Here is a 15573-nt window from a genome sequence, read left to right as displayed (position 1 = left end):
TGCGGGTCCTAGACCTCGGCGGCCAGACCGTCCACCACCTGCACCCCGCGCAGGTCTGCTGTCAGTGCGCCCGGGAGGCGCAGCTTGCTGCGCCGCACGCCTGATCCGACGACGACCGCCGCGCGGTCGAGGACACGGGCGTCGACGAGGACCGGCCAGTCGGCGGGCAGCCCGACCGGGGTGATGCCGCCGTGCTCCATCCCCGTGCGCGCGACCGCGTCGTCCATGGCCATGAAGGAACACTTGCGCACCTCCAGGGCCTTGCGGACCGTCCGGTTCACGTCGGCCCTGGTGTGACCCAGCACGAGCACCGCGCAGACGCGCTCCTCACCGGAACGGGCGCCGGCCACGACGAGACAGTTGGCCATGTCCGCCAGGTCCATCCCGGTGACCGCCACGAGGTCGGCGGTGTCGGCCGAGGCGGGGTCGATCTCGGCGACCTCGATCCGGCCCACGTCGACGGTGCCCGCGGACCGCATACCCTCCAGCGCCTCGCGGACGGGGTCGGCGAGGAGGTCGGGGCGCTCCAGCGCCGGGACCCAGGCCAGCCTCACAGCTGGTAGGTGCCGGTGATCGACCCCCGGGCCAGGACGTTGCCCAGCGTGCTGAACTGCGCCTTGGCGACCGACGTCCGGGCGTCCAGCCCGGTGTCGGCCACGTCCAGCGCCCACACCGTGAAGACGTAGCGGTGGGCGGGGTCGCCCTCGGGGGGTGCGCAGCCGCCGAAGTCGCGGGTGCCGTAGTCGTTGGCCAGCGTGGTCGCGCCCGCCCCGACCGGCTGACCGAACTCACCGGCACCGGTCGGCAGGGAGGTCACCTCGGGCGGGATGCCCACGACGGCCCAGTGGTGGAAGCCGCCGAGGACGGGCGCGTCCGGGTCGTGGCAGACGAGGAGGTAGGACCGGGTGCCCTCGGGGGCGCCGCTCCAGGACAGCTGCGGGGAGGTGTTGCCGAACCCGAAGCCGGCCGTCGACGGCAGCGGCGAGCCGTCCTCGAAGTCCTCGCTGGTGACCTGCAGCTCGGCGGGCGCGGCCGGCAGGTGCTCGAGCGGGTGCGGGGCAAGGGTGCGTTCCAGGTCCATGGCCCGACCCTAACGAGCGCGCCTGGCGGTCGCACGTGGGGCCGGGAGGCCCGTGGCACAGTGGCCTCATGGCCGACCCCAGGCGCTGCATCCTGCACCTGGACCTCGACGCGTTCTTCGCGGCGGTGGAGCAGCGGGACAAGCCGTCCCTGCGCGGGCGACCGGTGATCGTCGGGGGGACCGGGCACCGCGGCGTGGTCTCGACCGCGTCCTACGAGGCGCGGGTCTTCGGGGCCCGGTCGGCCATGCCGACGGCGGAGGCCCGCCGGCGCTGCCCGCCGGGCACCGCATTCCTCTCGTCCCGGTTCGCCGCCTACCGCGCCAGCTCCCAGGTCGTCATGGAGATCCTGCGCTCCCGCTCACCCCTCGTGGAGCAGGTGTCGGTGGACGAGGCGTACGTCGACCTGGCCGCGGGGGAGGCCCCGCCCGGCTGGGAGGGGGAGGCGGTCGAGGAGTGGTGCGGCCGCCTGCTCGGGGAGATCACCGCCGCGACGGGAGGCCTGACCGCCTCGGTGGGCGTGGCGACCTCGAAGATGATGGCCAAGCTGGCGAGCGAGATGGACAAGCCGGGCGGGACGACGGTCGTCCGGCCCGGGCGGGAGCTGGAGGTGCTGCACCCCCTGCCGGTGCGCGCGGTGCCCGGGGTCGGCCCGGCGACGGCCGCCCGGCTGCGGACGTTCGGGGTCGAGACGGTGGGCGACCTGGCCAGGGTGTCCCGCAGCGACCTCGTCGCGATCTTCGGGACGGCGCACGGGGAGTCGCTGCACCGCCTCGGACGCGCCGAGGACGACCGGGCCGTCGTGGTGGAACGGGAGGCCAAGAGCATCTCGGTCGAGGAGACCTTCGAGACCGACGTCGTCGAACGGCCCCTGCTGGAGGGTGAGCTGGCCCGGATGGCGGCCCGGCTGGCCGGCCGGCTGACGGACGCCACGACGTTCGCGCGCACGGTGACCGTGAAGGTCCGTCAGCACGACTTCAGCACCCAGACACGGTCGGCCACCCTGCCCTTCGCCACCGGGGACGAGACGGTCGTGCTGCGGGAGGGGCGCCGGCTGCTGGCGGGGGTGGACGTGTCCGGGGGGATCCGGCTGCTCGGCCTGGGGGTCAGCGGTCTGACCGACCACGCCCAGGAGGAGCTGGTCGTGCTGGACGGTGCCGTGCACCAGAACCTGCTCCTGCCCGACGCGAGCTCACCGGTCGAGGTGGCCACGGAGGCGGCGGGTCCCCCGAGCGCGGTGGCGACCCGGCTGGGCGGGTCCGAGGGCTGGCGGACCGGTCAGGACGTGCGGCACGACCACCACGGACCGGGGTGGGTGTGGGGCAGCGGACGCGGGCGCGTCACGGTCCGGTTCGAGGGTCCTCGGACGGCGCCGGGGCCGGTCCGGACTTTCACGACCGACGACCCCGCGCTGTCACCGGCGGACCCGCCGGACTGGCGCGCGGAGGAGGGTGAGGACGTCGGTGCGCGGTGAGCGGAGTGGCACGGAGCACCGGTCCGACCGTGCTAATCTTGTCCGTCGTTGCCCGCTCCGGCGGGTGGCACCCTGTCCGGGTGGCGGAATGGCAGACGCGCTAGCTTGAGGTGCTAGTGCCCTTAACGGGCGTGGGGGTTCAAGTCCCCCTCCGGACACGCTGCTGGACACACGCTTGCCCCGCGGTCGCGGTGACCAGCTTCTTCGCGTGGTCGTACTCGAGCCGAATGTCCAGCGACAGATACAGTTTGGCCTTCTCGAGAGGCTCGGCCTTGGCGAGGATGGTGGCGATTCCACCTAGTTCTTGGATCGCATGCTCAATCTGGGCTGGTGTTGGTCGGCTGGGAGCGGATCTCGCACGCATCTGCGCCAGGAGTCCTTCTCTCTCCCGGGAACGCTCGCGCAGTCGTGCCGTGAGGGCCTCGATATCTCCGCCGGTCTCCACTGCTGCCACCAAGGCCGTGATCTTCCGATCGAGCTCGGCTATCTGACGCCGTAGGGAATCGTGCATCTGGTCGACCGGGGCTTCTGCTGCTGTCGAAGCAAGGGTTTCGGGGTTCGTCAACTTGGCAATCCAGGCGTCGAGTGACGGCACGATAGCGTCCTCGCGAACGTAAAGAGAGCGCGGGTGATCCTGCAGTTCGGGAGGTACCGTTCGTGCCCCCCGCAGTGTGCACCGATAAAGTAGGCGACCCGAAGATCGGTCATCTCGATTTGATCGCCAGGCGCCCTGCATGCGACGTCCGCAATGGACGCAGAATAGTACTCCGCGCAACTGATAGGGACGTTCTGTGCGTTTCGCGCGACTCACGGTCGGGGTCGGACTTGCGATCTGTCCACGAGCAGCTGCGAACAAGTCGTTTGATATCAGGGCAGGATGTGTCCCGCTAGTCGACCGTACCCAGGTGTCTTCGTTGCGCCACCGCATTCGGGTCACGTATCCGGCCCCAACATCCTCTGGGTCGATTAGTGTCTCGAACTTTTCCTGTTTGCCCCAGACTCTCACCCCAGTGTATGTCTCGTTTTGAAGTATCGCCCTGACTGACGCGTACGACCAACCCCGCGGATCACGATGGGGGTTGCGGCGGGGGTCGTGAGCAGAGGGCGACGGATGGCCGGCATCCGTCAGCTTTTGGGCGATCGACCGAAGACCGTGCCCCTCTGCGCAAAGCTTGAATATCAGCTGGACCACCGGGGCCGTCACCGGATCAGCGACGAGTCGGTGTGCTCGCTGACCGGAGGCTGCTTTGCCCGGATTTGGGTGAGGGCCTGCGTCTACGAGCTGATACCCGTACGGGGGGCGACCACCTAAGAATCGGTCCGTGGTGGAGGCCAGGTCCTGCATCGCGGCTTTGGTTCGAACCTGCACGCGAGTGCGTTCGCCCTTGGACATCCCCCCGAACAGCATCATCACCATGTCGTGGGCCTCGGACCCAGGATCGACGGGTCCGCCTACCTCTGGGACCCACAGCTGCACGCCGTAGTGGGTAAACACGGGGAAAGTGAGTCCGAACTGGTTGCCATAGAAGGCTCGCTGCGGTTCACCGATGACAACGGCTTCAAACCCTCGATCGGGCTGGCTGAGCAGGTCTAGCAGTCGGTTCGCCTCGGGTCTGCGCTTCCATGGGAGGGAGCGACTCGTTCCGATATCGAAGAACTCCTGCACCACCTGTCCGCCGTGCATCTCCACCAGCTGTTTGGCTCTCCGCAGTTGCCACCCTCTCGAAGCAGCTGGGTCCTGCTGGTCCTCCGTGGACACGCGGCCGTAGAAGGCGACTCGAATCATGCGACCTCCGATGGCCGATCCCGCGACTGCATGGTGGCGACGATGATGTCTGCCAGGATCCGGACAGTCGTACTTGGCAAGGTGTAGTCACATGGTAGGTCTACGCGCAGCGTCGAGGTGAGGTGCTCCGCACCAGGATCGCTCCGCCGAACCAAGTCACTCACCGTGTTGGATCTGGTCCGACGAAGGGACGGTTGGTCGTCGGCTCGGTTCTGTAGGGCTGGTGAAGCTTCCATGGAACCCGGATGCGGGTTCAACCCCCGTAGCGGGTCCACCCGCAGAGCACAGAAGGCTGGGGCCAGTCCCCACGACGGCGACCTAGGCGAGCATGTCAGGACGTGCAACCCGTCAGACTTGGACAACTCCATACCTACTCTTGAACCCCTGCTGACCTGCACGCGGATACCGTCGTTCGGGGAAGGGCCTGCGTACTCGTCGGTGGCGAAGAGTTGTCCACAGGCTGGCCTGCTCGTGCAGGCATGGGCGGAGTCGTTCGGGCTACGGTCCTTCGAATCGAGAACTGGTGGACCCCGGGAGTTGCGATCGGACGCATGGGGACCTCGAGGAGGTAGCGATGATGAGAAGGCATGCTGGCCTGGGGGCTGTCCTGGGGCTCACGGCGGTCATGGTCCTGAACGCCTGCAGCGATGAGCCCCTTGAGGAGACCACCTCTGCACCGGTGCCCACCACGGAGACTCCCTCGCCCTCGGAGTCCGACCCGACGACCGAGGCGCCGGGTGACGACGCGGAGACCACGAGCGCGCCGCCGGAGTTGTCGGTAGAGGAGCAGGACGAGGCCAACATCGAGGAGACGCTGCAGCTCTACACAGTCGCGTTGAGCGACGCCTTCAACGGCGATGAATCGATCGAAGGTATCTATCCGTTTTCTCGGGACGCCGCCCGGGAGAAATGGGTCACCGAGGTGATGGCGGCACAGGCCCAAGAGCTCAGCTTCAGCGGGACCATGGATGTCGAAGCACTCGAGGTCACCGCCGGCGGGAAGACAGCAGAGGCGGTGGCGTGTCTAGACGTGTCGGCTGTCCAAGCGGTTGACGAGGACGGTAACTCGGTCATCACTGAGGATCGATTGGATCGAACGCTGCAGGACTACGTCCTGGAGCGTGACGACTCGGCCCAGTTGGGCTGGTACGTCGTCGAGGACACGAATCGGAACGAGCCGTGCGACGGCTAGCGATCCTGTGGTCCACCCTGACTCTGATCATGGGATCCACCGTCTCCACCCTGGCTAGTGCGCCGGCCCAGGCCGAGCCAGAGTGTCGGGAAGTCAGTCCGATAACGGGCCAGTGCCTCATCTACGTTCCGCCGCCGCCGCCGGACTACCCGGCCCCGCCGAGAGGCGTCCCTGGGGATCCTGGTGATGGCAGTGGTGGTGAGGAGCCGGTGTGTGCTGACCCGCTGGTGGATCGTGTGGTCCCGTGCGTCGTGCACGACTGGTACTGGTCGTATGACTGGGCGTGCTGGACGAAGTACGCCGACCCGCAGCCGCCGTGGAGCGATCCGGCGTGGAGCGGACGGACCGATGGGGCGATCTTCTGGTGCTCCCGGGGGGTGACCCTGACCGACCCGTTCCCTGCGGACACGATCCCTCGGTGGGCACCGTCCCCGCCGTGGGGGGCGCCTCCGGACCCGGAGGAGCTGGCCCGGGCGGCGGTGGAGTCGATGAACCTGAGGGCGATCCAGATCGGGATCGTGCCCGAGCAGGGGCCGGGGCGGGTCGGGCTGGTGGGGTTGCCGACGTGGATGTGGGTGCAGGACCTGGGCGGGTCGACGTGGGGGCCGATCACCAGGACCGCGACGAGCGGGCCGTGGTCGGTGACGGCGACAGCTGAAGTGGAGCGGATCGTGTGGGACATGGGGGATGGGACGACGGTGGTCTGCACGACCCCGGGTACCCCGTACGAGGACCGGTTCGGTGACATGGACAGCCCGGACTGCGGCCACCGGTACACCGAGCAGGGGCACTACAGGGTCTCGGCGACCTCGTACTGGGTCATCAGCTGGGCCGGGCTGGGCCGGTCGGGAACCATCGAGATGGACCTGGTCCAGGAGGGGCAGATCGTGATGGGGGAGGCCCAGGTGCTGAGCCAGTAGCGCAGGAAACGTCACCGGTTCGGCCGCGGGACAGCGCAAGCACCGCGCCCCGACCAGCAAGATCGGGGAGAGACGCACATGGCGAAAAAGTTCGACCAGGCCGACGGTCAGGGCGGCACCGGCGGCTCGATCCCGCCCGGTACCCCGCCACGCACGACGGGGACGACCGCGGTGGCGGCACCGCCGAAGCTGCGCCGCCGGCCGCTGCTGGCTCTGGCGGGTCTGGGCCTGGTGGTGATGGGCGCCCTGCTGGCGGTATGGGTCTACCTGTCCAACACCGATGCCACGAGTGCGGTGGCGGTGCGCGAGACGGTGATGCGGGGGGAGACGATCACCGCGGCGGACCTGATGACGGTCCAGGTGACCCCGGACCCGGCCCTGGCGCTGGTGCCGGCCGGCGACCTGGACTCCTTCGTCGGCCAGCGCGCCGCCCGCGACCTGTCCGCCGGTGCGCTGCTGACCCCCGACGCGGCCGCCGAGCAGGTCGTCCCCGGCGACGGTGAGTCCGTGGTGGGTCTGGCGCTGACATCCGGATTGATGCCTGGGGAACCGTTACAGGTGGGGGACCGGGTGCGGGTGGTGGCCACCCCCGGCCAGGCCGGGGACCCGGCGGCGTTCGAGTCCGCCGACACCGTGTTCGGGGCCGAGGTGGTCGGCGTGACCGCCTCGCTGGAGTCGCCGCAGACGGTGGTCTCGGTCCTGGTCCCGGAGCAGGACGCGGCGAAGATCGCGCAGTGGGCCTCGGCGGGGCGGGCCGCGTTGGTGCTGGACAGCCGCGAGGGCGACTGAGATGGCGGTCATCACGCTGACCTCGGCCTCCGGCTCTCCGGGGGTGACCACGACCGCCCTGGGGTGGGCGCTGTCCCGGGGACGGCCCACCGTGCTGGTGGACGCCGACCCCACCGGCGGTGCGTCCATGCTGGCCGGGTACCTGCGCGGGCAGATGGTGCCCCCGACGCGCTGCTGGAGGCCTGGACGGCCCAGCAGCAGGGCCGGCTGCGGGCGGCGCTGCCGGCGCTGACCATGTCCCTGCCCGACTCCCAGGTCGGGCTTCTGCCGGGTACCCGCTCGCATGCCCAGGCGCGGGGGCTGGTCGGCCTGTGGGAGCCGTTGCTGGCCGCGTTGAAGGCGTTGGAGGGCACGGGGCAGGACGTTCTCGTCGACATGGGGCGTCTGGGGCTGGCCGGGTCGCCCACGCCGTTGCTGCACGGGGCGGACCTGGCCCTGGTGGTCTGCCGGTCCGACCTGGTGTCGCTGTCGGCCCTGCGGTCGTGGCTGGCCACCCTGCACACCGAGCTCGAGGAGGTCGGTGGCGCGTCCTCGCTGGGCGTGGTGATCGTCGGCCCCGGTCGGCCCTACAGCGAGGCCGAGGTCGGCAAGGTCCTGGCCCCGGTGTGCGGCGGCCGGTCCCCGGTCCTGACGTCGCTGGCCTGGGACCCCAAGGCCGCTGCCGCGTTCTCCGCCGGCGCCCAGGTGCGCCGGCTGGGCTCGAGCAAGCTCGTGGCCAGCCTGCGGCACCTCGACGACGCCGCGCGAAAGCGGATCGCGAGCACCACCCACGACCTGGACGAGGTGCGGGCATGAGCATCGAGAACTACGCCGTCCAGCCCGAGGGGACAGCCAGCTGCGACCCGACCGGGCTGCCACTGTTCACCACCCCGCCCACCACGGAAAGCGCCACCACCCCTGGGTCGTCCCGTGGCCGTCGACGCGGGGGATTCACCCTGACCCAGGGCACGGGCGAGCAGTCCAGCCACCCCTCGGCACTTGGTGCTGCCTCCCACCCGGAGCAGGGTCGGGGCGACAACGTCGTGCTCCTGCAGACCAGGGACGCGGGCCGGGCGGGCCGGCACGGCTGGTCCCAGGACACCCTGGACTGGGAGCTGGTGGCCAGCCTGCGGCAGCAGACCGCGGACCGCCTGTCCCAGGAAGGGACCCCCACGGGAGAGGAGGACCGGGGCGCCCAGCAGGAGCGGGGACGGGCGATCATCACCGAGCTGCTGGGTCAGGAGGCCACCGAGCGGCTCCGGGCCGGGGAGGCCGCCTGGGACGCCGACGTTCAGAACGCCCTGTCTCGGGCGGTGTTCGATGCGGTGTTCGGTCTGGGCCGGTTGCAGCCGCTGGTCGATGACCCGCAGGTGGAGAACATCATGATCTTCGGCCACGACCAGGTCACCGTGGAGCTCACCGGGGGCCGGCAGGTCATGGCGGCGCCGGTGGCTGACTCCGACCAGGAGTTGGTGGACTTCCTGTCCTTCGTGGCCTCCCGTTCGGAGGTGAACGCCCGTCCGTTCTCCGCGTCCCACCCCGAGCTGCACCTGCGCCTGGACGGTGGTGCCCGGCTGGCGGCGCAGGCGTGGGTGACGCCGCGGCCGCAGGTGGTGATCCGCCGTCACCGGTTGACCCAGGTGTCCCTGCAGGACCTGGTCGACCTGGGCGCGTTGACTTCGGTCGCTGCGTCGTTCCTGGCCGCGGTGGTCCGCTCGGGCCGGTCGGTGGTGGTCTCCGGTGCTCAGGGTGCGGGCAAGACGACGATGGTGCGGGCGTTGTGCAACGAGATCCCCCGGTATGAGGTCATCGGCACTTTCGAGACCGAGCACGAGCTGCACCTGCACCAGATGCCCGAGCGGCACCCGTACGTGTTCGCGTGGGAGGCCCGGCCCGGGTCGGGTGAGGTCGGCCCGGACGGGTCGCGGGCGGGGGAGTACACGCTGGACCAGGCGCTGCACGGCAGCTTCCGGATGAACCTGAACCGGCAGATCGTCGGTGAGGTCCGCGGCCCGGAGGCCGCGGCGATGCTCAAGGCCATGCAGTCGGGGTCGGGGTCCATCTCCACCACGCACGCGGCCCACGCGGTCGGGGCGGTGGAGAAGCTGGTGACCTGCGTCATGGAGTCCGGGCAGCACGCGACCCACGACTTCGCCCTGCGGGCGGTCGCCTCCGGTGTCGACGTCGTCGTCCACGTCACCAAGGAGACTCAGCCGGCCGACGACGGCACGGCGCAGGTGTCCAGGTTCGTCTCCGAGATCATCGCCGTCGCGCTGGGGGAGGAGCAGACCGGGTACGCGGTCACGCACGTGTTCAGGGCCGACCCCGGGTCCACGGTCGCCCGTCCGCACGTCCTGCCCGACGACTACCGGGACCTGGCCCGGTTCGGCTTCGACCTTGCTGCGTTCGCCCAGGAGCAGGAAGGGACCGGGGCATGAGCACCCTGCTCGTCGCTGTCGCCGGCGCCCTGGTCGCCGGTGGCCTGCTCGCTCTGGGAGCCGGGCTGGCGGCCCGGCCGGTCCCCCCGGCCCGGCCACGGCGGGCCAGCACCCGGCGTGCCCGGCTGAGCCCGCGGACCCGGATGCTGGCAGGCGTCGGTCTGGGCACCGGCGCTCTGGTGGCGGTGCTGACCGGATGGGTGATCGCCCTGGCCGTCGCCCCGCTGGCCCTGGCCGGGATCCCGGTGCTGCTGGCCGCGCCCCCCGCGCAGCGGGAGGTGCAACGCCTGGAAGCGATGGAGGAGTGGGTGCGCACCGTGGCCGGCACCCTGGGGGCAGGGGTCGGCTGGAGCAGGCGCTGCTGCGGTCCCTGCGTTCCACCCCGGAGCCGATCAAACCGGAGGTGACCCGCCTGGCAGGCCGGCTGCGGGCCCGGTGGGCCACCGAGGACGCGCTGCGGGCCTTCGCCGACGACCTGGACGACCCGACCGGGGACCTGATCGCCGCCAACCTGGCCCTGGGGGCCCGCCGCCGAGGCGGCGGCCTGGCCACCGTGCTGGGTGCGCTCGCGCAGTCCGTGGGTGAGGACGTGCGAGCCCGGCGCGAGATCGAGTCCGACCGGGCCAAGCCACGGTCCAACGCGCGCCTGATCACCGGCATCACGCTGTCGGTGCTGGTCTTCCTGTCCCTGTCCGGGAACTACATCGCCCCCTACGGGACCCCCATCGGGCAGGTGCTGCTCGGATCCTTCCTGGCCATGTACGTCGGGATGCTGATCTGGCTGCGCACGATGGCCCGCGGCAAGGCCATGCCGCGCTTCATCGGCGATCCCCGTCAGTTCGAGAAAACCGAAGGCCGTTCTGGCGGGAACTGGGGGGTGGGGTGGTCGTGAGGTGCTCAGCGGGGGCTGCGGTTCGACGAACTGGCGGGTGCGTCGGTGGGCGAGTCGTCGAGGTCGGGGTGGTTGAGGGTGCTGGCGTAGTGCTCGGCGGTGGAGATGGTGACGCCGAAGAAGTCGCAGAGGCGACGCGCGTCGCCGCCGGCGTGGACCTCGGCCAGGATCCGGTCGCGGCGCAGGGAGCTGGCGGACATGCCGAGCTTGGCTGTGAGCCAGGGGACGCGGACCTGTTCCAGGGTGGTCGCCGACTTGGTGTGGATCAGGAAGTGCGGGTTGATGCTGCCTGGCCAGCGGTGGTGCCGGTAGGTGAGCCAGGCCGTGAGCCGGGCCTGGGTCGCGGGTGCGAGCAGGATGGTCCGGTCGGGCAGCATGACGCGGCTGTCGAGGATGTCGACCAGGAGCAGGGCGCAGACCTCTCGGGGTCTCAGGCCGTGGACGGCGATGAGGCCGGTGATCGCGGCCGTGGCCGGGTCGGGGGAGTCGAACACGGCTCGGATGGGTTCGGTGTCGATCGGCATCGGGACGCGCCGTTCGAGGTTGCCGATCCGCATGCGTGCCATCGGGTTGAGGAACAGCACCCGGTGTCCTTTGAGCGTGGTGAAGATCGAGCGCAGCGCGACGCCGAGCTTGACCCGGGCGGAGCCTTCGGCGGGCAGCACGGCCAGGACGTCCTCGCGGGTGATCTCGCGCAGCGAGCGGTGTCCGGCGGCGGCCCAGGCGCGCAGGGTCGGCATCGCCCACTGCGTCCTGGTCCTGATGGTGACGTCGTGGCGGGGCCGGCTGCGCGGCGGCGTGGTGCTGCCGCGGTGCAGGACGTCGAACCAGGTCCTCAGCTCGCTGGCCATGGGCTCGGGCAGTCCCGCCAGCTGACGGGCGAACCAGGCGTGCAGGGGTGGGGGACGGTCCTGCAGCAGGAGCCCGTGGTCGGCCAGCATGGTCAGCGCGAGCCTGGTGGGCAGGCCGTAGGCCCTCAGCTCGAGCAGCTGGCTGGCGCTGACGGGGGGCGCCTGGATGCGGTGTCGGGCCTGCAAGACCCGCAGCGTGATCCGGGTGCGGCGGGTCTGACGGGAGGACCAGCCGTGGCGTGCGGCGTGGTCGAGGGCGTGGTGGTCGAGCTGCGCGGCGAACCGGTTGCTGGGCGGGTCACCGAACCCGAAGCGCCGCGCGGACTCGGTGACGGGGTCGCGCTCGAACAGGTCCAGCTGGTCCGGGCCCGGGGCGGGCAGGTCCTCAGGTGCGAGGGGTTCCTCGCGTTCGGACACCGGGGCTGGTGGGCGTACCTGGTCGGTGGGGCGCCGGTAGTCGCGCCGGGGCCGGGGCCGGTAGCCGTTGCGGGGATCGCCCATGTTCGCGAAGGACAGCTGCTGGCCGGCGCGGCTGGCGGCGAGCACGTCGCGAGGCAGCCCGGCCCGGGCCTGGTCGTGGGTCTGGGTCCAGCACAGCGGCACGCCTGGTGCTCGTTGAGGGTCAGGTCACGGTGGCAGCTGATGCACTCACCGGTGCCGGGGTGGCGGTGGCGCCAGCTGACGCAGGCGGCGCACAGCCAGCGCAGGGTCCGGGTCGCACCCCAGGCCAGGCAGTCGCGGCAGGCCTCTGGGAGCTGGGGTGCGAGCCGGTGGCAGCGGCGGCACAGCCCGGCGGCCCAGTAGTCCCCGCTCGTCCCGCAGCGACGGCACGGCAGGGGCCGGCCCTTGGTCCCTGGTTTGCACTGGTAGCACCAGCCACGGGCCTGGTATGCCTCGGGCCGTTGCGCGCAGCCCTGGCACATCCGGGGCGCGTTCACGCCGGCGGCGTGCTCCGGGTGCGCCCTGTCGTCACCGGACGTCTGGGACGAGGCGAGGACGCGGTCGCCTGTTCAGCGGGCCGGCGGGCGGCCACGGCCTCAGGCTCGCAGATCAGCAGGTCGGTGGGTGTGCACCCGAGCACGAAGCAGATCACGTCCAGGTCATCCAAGCGGATGGTCGTCGGTGTGCCGGCCCACAGGCCCGACATCTTCCCGGCGCTGATCTCCAGGCCTGCCTCGGCCAGCCTGCGGCGCAGCTCGGTCGACTTCCAGATCCCGGCCTCGGCGGCCTTCATCCGCATGTTCCAACGCATCGCCTCATACCTCCTCAGGGGTGCCCGGACCTGCTGCTCCCAGGCGTTGCAGGGCCCGCTCGTTCGCGGCGGCCCAGCAGGTCTCGATGTGGGTGGAGTGCACGTGCACGTACTGCGTGGTCGTCGACAGCCAGCTGTGCCCCAGCAGCTCCTGGATCGCTTTGAGCGTCAGGCCCTGCTCGTAGAGGTGGGAGGCGCAGTAGTGCCGCAGCACGTGCGGGGTGAGCCTGCCGGACCAGCCGGGCAGCCAGACGCCGACCGCCTGACCGAGGCCGGTGCGCAGCGCGTCGGTCCCGATGCGGGTGCAGTGCCCGGTCATGGCGTCGCGCCGTTCGCTGGGCAGCAGCGGCGCGTCGGGGGAGTCGTAGTCGTCGCCGAACTGGTGGCGCACGTCGGTCAGCCACCACTCCAGCAACGCGTCCACCTCGTCGATGGCGGGCACGATGCGGACCTTCGCGCCCCGACCGCGGCTGCCCTTGCCGTGGCGCACGTGCAGCTTGCCCCGGGTCCCAAGCTCGGGGTGCCAGTCCCCGACGTCGAGCATCACGGTCTCGTTGATCCGCAGCCCGACCCGTCGCCACAGCGACGCCGCCAGGTAGTCCCGTGCCGCGGGCAGGTACTTACGGGCTCCCGGCAGCGACTGACGCCAACCGTCGAAGAGGGCGTCGACCTCCTCAGGACGTGGTGGGATGCGGGCCGCGGTCGCGGCAGCGACCGACCGTGGCCGGTTGAACTCATCCATCGGCTGGGTGATGACCACGTCGAACAACGCATGGATGTCGCCCTGGTAGCGACGCAGCAGGAAGTCGTAGAACTTCGCCAGCGCCGCCGCCTTGCCCGCGACCGTGGACCGGGCCAGTTCGCGTTCGCGCCGGGCCGTCCGCAGGTACCTGTCCGCGTCCTCGGCCTGCGCGGTCCACAACGGGCGCCCGAGGAAGTGCGCGAACTCGAAGATCACCGACCGGTCGGCCGCCGCGGTCTTGTCGTTGATGCCCACCGCGCCCAGCGCCAGGGAGTACTGATCGATCAGCTCCTGCTCGAACTCCTCGACGTCCACGCCCTCACGCCGACTGCGGGCGGAGTCCACCGACCGGACCACAGCAAGGGACATCACACCACCACCGCTTCACGAAGCAGGAATCTCTGTCAGCAACCTAGCACCTCCTTCACGAATCGTGATAGGTGCTCACTGTCCGGCATGGTCCCTGCTGGTCCCGGAAGACGCAGGTCACAGTGCTGTCAGGACAAACAGCCCTGCAACGAACTGGATGGAACTGAAACAACCTCCGTGCGGGAGCGTGCGGCATGACCGTCCTGCAGCTGCTGCTGGCCGCCGGCGGGCTCGTCGGCGCCGGGCTGGCCCTGGTGCTGTTCCAGCTGGTCCCGTCCCATCCCGACCTGGGGCAGGCGCTGGCCCGGCTCTCCCCGGCCGGTGCCCGGGAGGCCCAGAACGCCGCCCGGGCGCTCACCCAACCGCGAGTCAAGGGCAGCGACGACATCCGCGACGTGCTCGGTGCCTGGGGTGCCCGGCACCTGCCGGCCAACCTGTGGGGCAAGGTGGCACCGGCCGACCTGGCCGTGCTGGGGATGACCCCGGCGCGGTTCTACGGCGAGAAGATCCTCTACGCCTTCATCGGCCTGGTCGCCGGCCCCCTCCTGTCCGCCGCGGCCATGTTCTCCTTCTCCATCCCGGTGTACGTCCCGGTCCTGGCCACCCTCGTGCTGACCGTGGTGCTGTGGTTCGTCCCGACCTACAACGTGGCCAGCGACGCCCGCGACGCCCGGGTCGAGTTCGCCCGCTCCCTGGGCGCGTTCGTCGACCTGGTCGCCCTGGAGATGACCTCCGGATCCGGCCCGCGGCAGTCGATGGAGGCCGCGGCCGCGGTCGGGGACTCCTGGGTGTTCCGCCGGATGCGGGAGGAGCTGGCCCGCACCCGCTGGTCGGGGATCACCCCCTGGGACGCGCTGCGGCACCTGGGCAACGAGATCGACATGCCCGACCTGCACGAGCTCGCCGACATCATGCGCCTGTCCGGGGAGGACGGCGGACGGGTCTACCCCCAGCTGAAGGCCCGGGCAGCCAGCATGCGGTCAGCGATCCTGTCCGCCCAGACGACCCGCGCCAACGAGGTCAGCGAACGCATGACCCTGCCGATGACCCTGCTCGGGATGATCTTCCTGCTCATCCTCATCACCCCCCAGCTCCTGCGCATGGTGGGGAGCTGACCGACACGAGCCCACCGCGCATCCCAGCCATCACGACCACCCCGATCTCAACCATCCACACCACCAATGAAGGGGAGAACCCATGAAGAAGTCCACGTATCACTACAGCGCCCAGGTCGCGACCTACCCGCAGCGGCTGCGACAGGAGATCATCGCCCGCGGTGAGCGGGGATCGATCTCGGTGGAGACCGTCGTCATCGCCCTGGGCCTGTTCGCCCTGGCCACCGTCATCGTCGGCCTGCTGACCGCCTGGGCCACCGGCAAGCTGGGTGGCCTGAGCTGATGACCCCCAGGCTCGCACCTTGGCCCCGGGGGGCGGCGCGTGTTCTGCGTGCCACGCCCCGGGACCGTGGTTCGAGCTCGGTGGAGGTCGTCGTCCTACTGCCGCTGGTCTTCCTGCTGCTGTTCGGCATGGTGCAGGGCGGACTGTGGTTCCACGCCCGCGCGGTCGCCCTGGGCGCGGCCACCGAGGGGGCCCGTGTCGCCGCCGCCGAGAGCTCCTCGGCCGGCGCCGGGATCTCCGCAGCCACCTCGTTCATCGCCGACGCCGGCAGCGGCGTCGTGATCAACCCAGCCGTCACCGGGTCACGGTCGGCCACGACCGCGACCGTGACCGTCACCGGCAGGCGCAGAGCCTGGTCCCTTTCCTGAACCCGTCGGTGGCCCAGTCGGCCAGCTTCCCGACCGAGAGGATC

The 15573-nt window shown here is 70.7% G+C and carries 18 protein-coding genes, 1 tRNA gene and 1 pseudogene; 13 read left to right on the top strand and 7 right to left on the bottom strand.

Annotation, left to right across the window (positions count from 1 at the left end):
• Positions 1-8 precede the first annotated feature (8 nt).
• Together ACQ95T_RS11285 and ACQ95T_RS11280 are read right to left on the bottom strand one after the other, a co-directional pair.
• On the bottom strand, positions 9-554 hold the full coding sequence (locus ACQ95T_RS11285; RefSeq protein WP_425943485.1) for a YbaK/EbsC family protein: 546 nt from the start codon (positions 552-554) through the stop codon (positions 9-11).
• On the bottom strand, positions 551-1081 hold the full coding sequence (locus ACQ95T_RS11280) for a YbhB/YbcL family Raf kinase inhibitor-like protein (RefSeq protein ID WP_425943484.1): 531 nt from the start codon (positions 1079-1081) through the stop codon (positions 551-553). The genes ACQ95T_RS11285 and ACQ95T_RS11280 overlap by 4 nt, the downstream gene beginning before the upstream one ends.
• A 68-nt stretch (positions 1082-1149) precedes the next feature.
• Here ACQ95T_RS11280 and ACQ95T_RS11275 point away from each other — a divergent pair, with 68 nt between their 5' ends.
• Positions 1150-2553, top strand: a complete 1404-nt coding sequence (locus ACQ95T_RS11275) for a DNA polymerase IV (RefSeq protein WP_425943483.1) — start codon at positions 1150-1152, stop codon at positions 2551-2553.
• Between the two features lie 74 nt (positions 2554-2627).
• Positions 2628-2711 (top strand) — tRNA-Leu (locus ACQ95T_RS11270).
• Here the strand turns inward: ACQ95T_RS11270 and ACQ95T_RS11265 are convergent.
• A complete protein-coding gene (locus ACQ95T_RS11265; RefSeq protein ID WP_425943740.1) occupies positions 2693-3148 on the bottom strand; it encodes a hypothetical protein in 456 nt (151 codons plus the stop codon). The genes ACQ95T_RS11270 and ACQ95T_RS11265 overlap by 19 nt on opposite strands.
• A gap of 294 nt (positions 3149-3442) precedes the next feature.
• Positions 3443-4339, bottom strand: a pseudogene (locus tag ACQ95T_RS11260) (recombinase family protein); the annotation flags it as partial.
• A gap of 523 nt (positions 4340-4862) precedes the next feature.
• Between ACQ95T_RS11260 and ACQ95T_RS11255 the strand changes: the two are divergent.
• From ACQ95T_RS11255 to ACQ95T_RS11220, 8 genes are all read left to right on the top strand, one after another.
• Positions 4863-5531 carry a hypothetical protein gene (locus ACQ95T_RS11255; protein WP_431472939.1) on the top strand — a complete coding sequence of 223 codons (669 nt, stop codon included), beginning with the start codon at positions 4863-4865 and terminating at the stop codon, positions 5529-5531.
• Between the two features lie 251 nt (positions 5532-5782).
• On the top strand, positions 5783-6451 hold the full coding sequence (locus ACQ95T_RS11250) for a hypothetical protein (protein WP_431472938.1): 669 nt from the start codon (positions 5783-5785) through the stop codon (positions 6449-6451).
• Between the two features lie 78 nt (positions 6452-6529).
• Positions 6530-7240 carry an SAF domain-containing protein gene (locus tag ACQ95T_RS11245; RefSeq protein ID WP_425943480.1) on the top strand — a complete coding sequence of 237 codons (711 nt, stop codon included), beginning with the start codon at positions 6530-6532 and terminating at the stop codon, positions 7238-7240.
• 1 nt (position 7241) lies between these two features.
• On the top strand, positions 7242-7472 hold the full coding sequence (locus tag ACQ95T_RS11240) for a ParA family protein (RefSeq protein WP_431472937.1): 231 nt from the start codon (positions 7242-7244) through the stop codon (positions 7470-7472).
• A 2-nt stretch (positions 7473-7474) separates the two neighbouring features.
• A complete protein-coding gene (locus tag ACQ95T_RS11235; protein WP_431472936.1) occupies positions 7475-8035 on the top strand; it encodes a hypothetical protein in 561 nt (186 codons plus the stop codon).
• Positions 8032-9657 (top strand): CpaF family protein, encoded by a 1626-nt coding sequence (locus ACQ95T_RS11230; protein WP_425943478.1) that lies wholly within the window; start codon positions 8032-8034, stop codon positions 9655-9657. Before ACQ95T_RS11235 ends, ACQ95T_RS11230 begins: the two co-directional genes overlap by 4 nt.
• A complete protein-coding gene (locus tag ACQ95T_RS11225) occupies positions 9654-10064 on the top strand; it encodes a hypothetical protein (RefSeq protein ID WP_431472935.1) in 411 nt (136 codons plus the stop codon). Before ACQ95T_RS11230 ends, ACQ95T_RS11225 begins: the two co-directional genes overlap by 4 nt.
• Complete coding sequence (locus ACQ95T_RS11220; RefSeq protein WP_431472934.1) at positions 10061-10549, top strand: type II secretion system F family protein; 489 nt, start codon at positions 10061-10063, stop codon at positions 10547-10549. Before ACQ95T_RS11225 ends, ACQ95T_RS11220 begins: the two co-directional genes overlap by 4 nt.
• 5 nt (positions 10550-10554) lie before the next feature.
• On the opposite strand, the gene ACQ95T_RS11215 is transcribed toward ACQ95T_RS11220, so the two are convergent.
• The 3 genes from ACQ95T_RS11215 to ACQ95T_RS11205 all read right to left on the bottom strand — a co-directional run bounded on the left by ACQ95T_RS11215 (position 10555) and on the right by ACQ95T_RS11205 (position 13763).
• Positions 10555-12003, bottom strand: a complete 1449-nt coding sequence (locus tag ACQ95T_RS11215; RefSeq protein WP_431472933.1) for a hypothetical protein — start codon at positions 12001-12003, stop codon at positions 10555-10557.
• 331 nt (positions 12004-12334) lie between these two features.
• Complete coding sequence (locus tag ACQ95T_RS11210; protein WP_425943475.1) at positions 12335-12652, bottom strand: helix-turn-helix domain-containing protein; 318 nt, start codon at positions 12650-12652, stop codon at positions 12335-12337.
• A 4-nt stretch (positions 12653-12656) separates the two neighbouring features.
• Positions 12657-13763, bottom strand: coding sequence for a tyrosine-type recombinase/integrase (locus ACQ95T_RS11205; RefSeq protein ID WP_431472932.1), 1107 nt, complete (start codon positions 13761-13763; stop codon positions 12657-12659).
• Between the two features lie 194 nt (positions 13764-13957).
• Between ACQ95T_RS11205 and ACQ95T_RS11200 the strand changes: the two genes are divergently transcribed.
• From ACQ95T_RS11200 to ACQ95T_RS11190, 3 genes are all read left to right on the top strand, one after another.
• Positions 13958-14878, top strand: a complete 921-nt coding sequence (locus ACQ95T_RS11200; RefSeq protein WP_425943473.1) for a type II secretion system F family protein — start codon at positions 13958-13960, stop codon at positions 14876-14878.
• A gap of 82 nt (positions 14879-14960) precedes the next feature.
• A complete protein-coding gene (locus ACQ95T_RS11195) occupies positions 14961-15161 on the top strand; it encodes a hypothetical protein (protein ID WP_425943472.1) in 201 nt (66 codons plus the stop codon).
• Positions 15161-15529: a TadE/TadG family type IV pilus assembly protein gene (locus ACQ95T_RS11190; protein WP_431472931.1), complete on the top strand. Its 369-nt coding sequence runs from the start codon at positions 15161-15163 to the stop codon at positions 15527-15529. The genes ACQ95T_RS11195 and ACQ95T_RS11190 overlap by 1 nt, the downstream gene beginning before the upstream one ends.
• Positions 15530-15573 lie beyond the last annotated feature (44 nt).

The organism is Ornithinimicrobium carbonis (assembly GCF_050703245.1).
Lineage (GTDB): Bacteria > Actinomycetota > Actinomycetes > Actinomycetales > Dermatophilaceae > Ornithinicoccus.
This window is presented reverse-complemented; position numbering and strand designations above follow the sequence as displayed.

Excerpts from the sequence above, each read along its gene's own strand:
- ACQ95T_RS11280 (WP_425943484.1), bottom strand. The coding sequence starts at position 1,081 with ATGGACCTGGAACGCACCCTTGCCCCGCACCCGCTCGAGCACCTGCCG.
- ACQ95T_RS11275 (WP_425943483.1), top strand. The coding sequence starts at position 1,150 with ATGGCCGACCCCAGGCGCTGCATCCTGCACCTGGACCTCGACGCGTTC.
- ACQ95T_RS11245 (WP_425943480.1), top strand. The coding sequence starts at position 6,530 with ATGGCGAAAAAGTTCGACCAGGCCGACGGTCAGGGCGGCACCGGCGGC.
- ACQ95T_RS11240 (WP_431472937.1), top strand. The coding sequence starts at position 7,242 with ATGGCGGTCATCACGCTGACCTCGGCCTCCGGCTCTCCGGGGGTGACC.
- ACQ95T_RS11235 (WP_431472936.1), top strand. The coding sequence starts at position 7,475 with ATGTCCCTGCCCGACTCCCAGGTCGGGCTTCTGCCGGGTACCCGCTCG.
- ACQ95T_RS11230 (WP_425943478.1), top strand. The coding sequence starts at position 8,032 with ATGAGCATCGAGAACTACGCCGTCCAGCCCGAGGGGACAGCCAGCTGC.
- ACQ95T_RS11225 (WP_431472935.1), top strand. The coding sequence starts at position 9,654 with ATGAGCACCCTGCTCGTCGCTGTCGCCGGCGCCCTGGTCGCCGGTGGC.
- ACQ95T_RS11210 (WP_425943475.1), bottom strand. The coding sequence starts at position 12,652 with ATGCGTTGGAACATGCGGATGAAGGCCGCCGAGGCCGGGATCTGGAAG.
- ACQ95T_RS11205 (WP_431472932.1), bottom strand. The coding sequence starts at position 13,763 with ATGTCCCTTGCTGTGGTCCGGTCGGTGGACTCCGCCCGCAGTCGGCGT.
- ACQ95T_RS11200 (WP_425943473.1), top strand. The coding sequence starts at position 13,958 with ATGACCGTCCTGCAGCTGCTGCTGGCCGCCGGCGGGCTCGTCGGCGCC.
- ACQ95T_RS11195 (WP_425943472.1), top strand. The coding sequence starts at position 14,961 with ATGAAGAAGTCCACGTATCACTACAGCGCCCAGGTCGCGACCTACCCG.
- ACQ95T_RS11190 (WP_431472931.1), top strand. The coding sequence starts at position 15,161 with ATGACCCCCAGGCTCGCACCTTGGCCCCGGGGGGCGGCGCGTGTTCTG.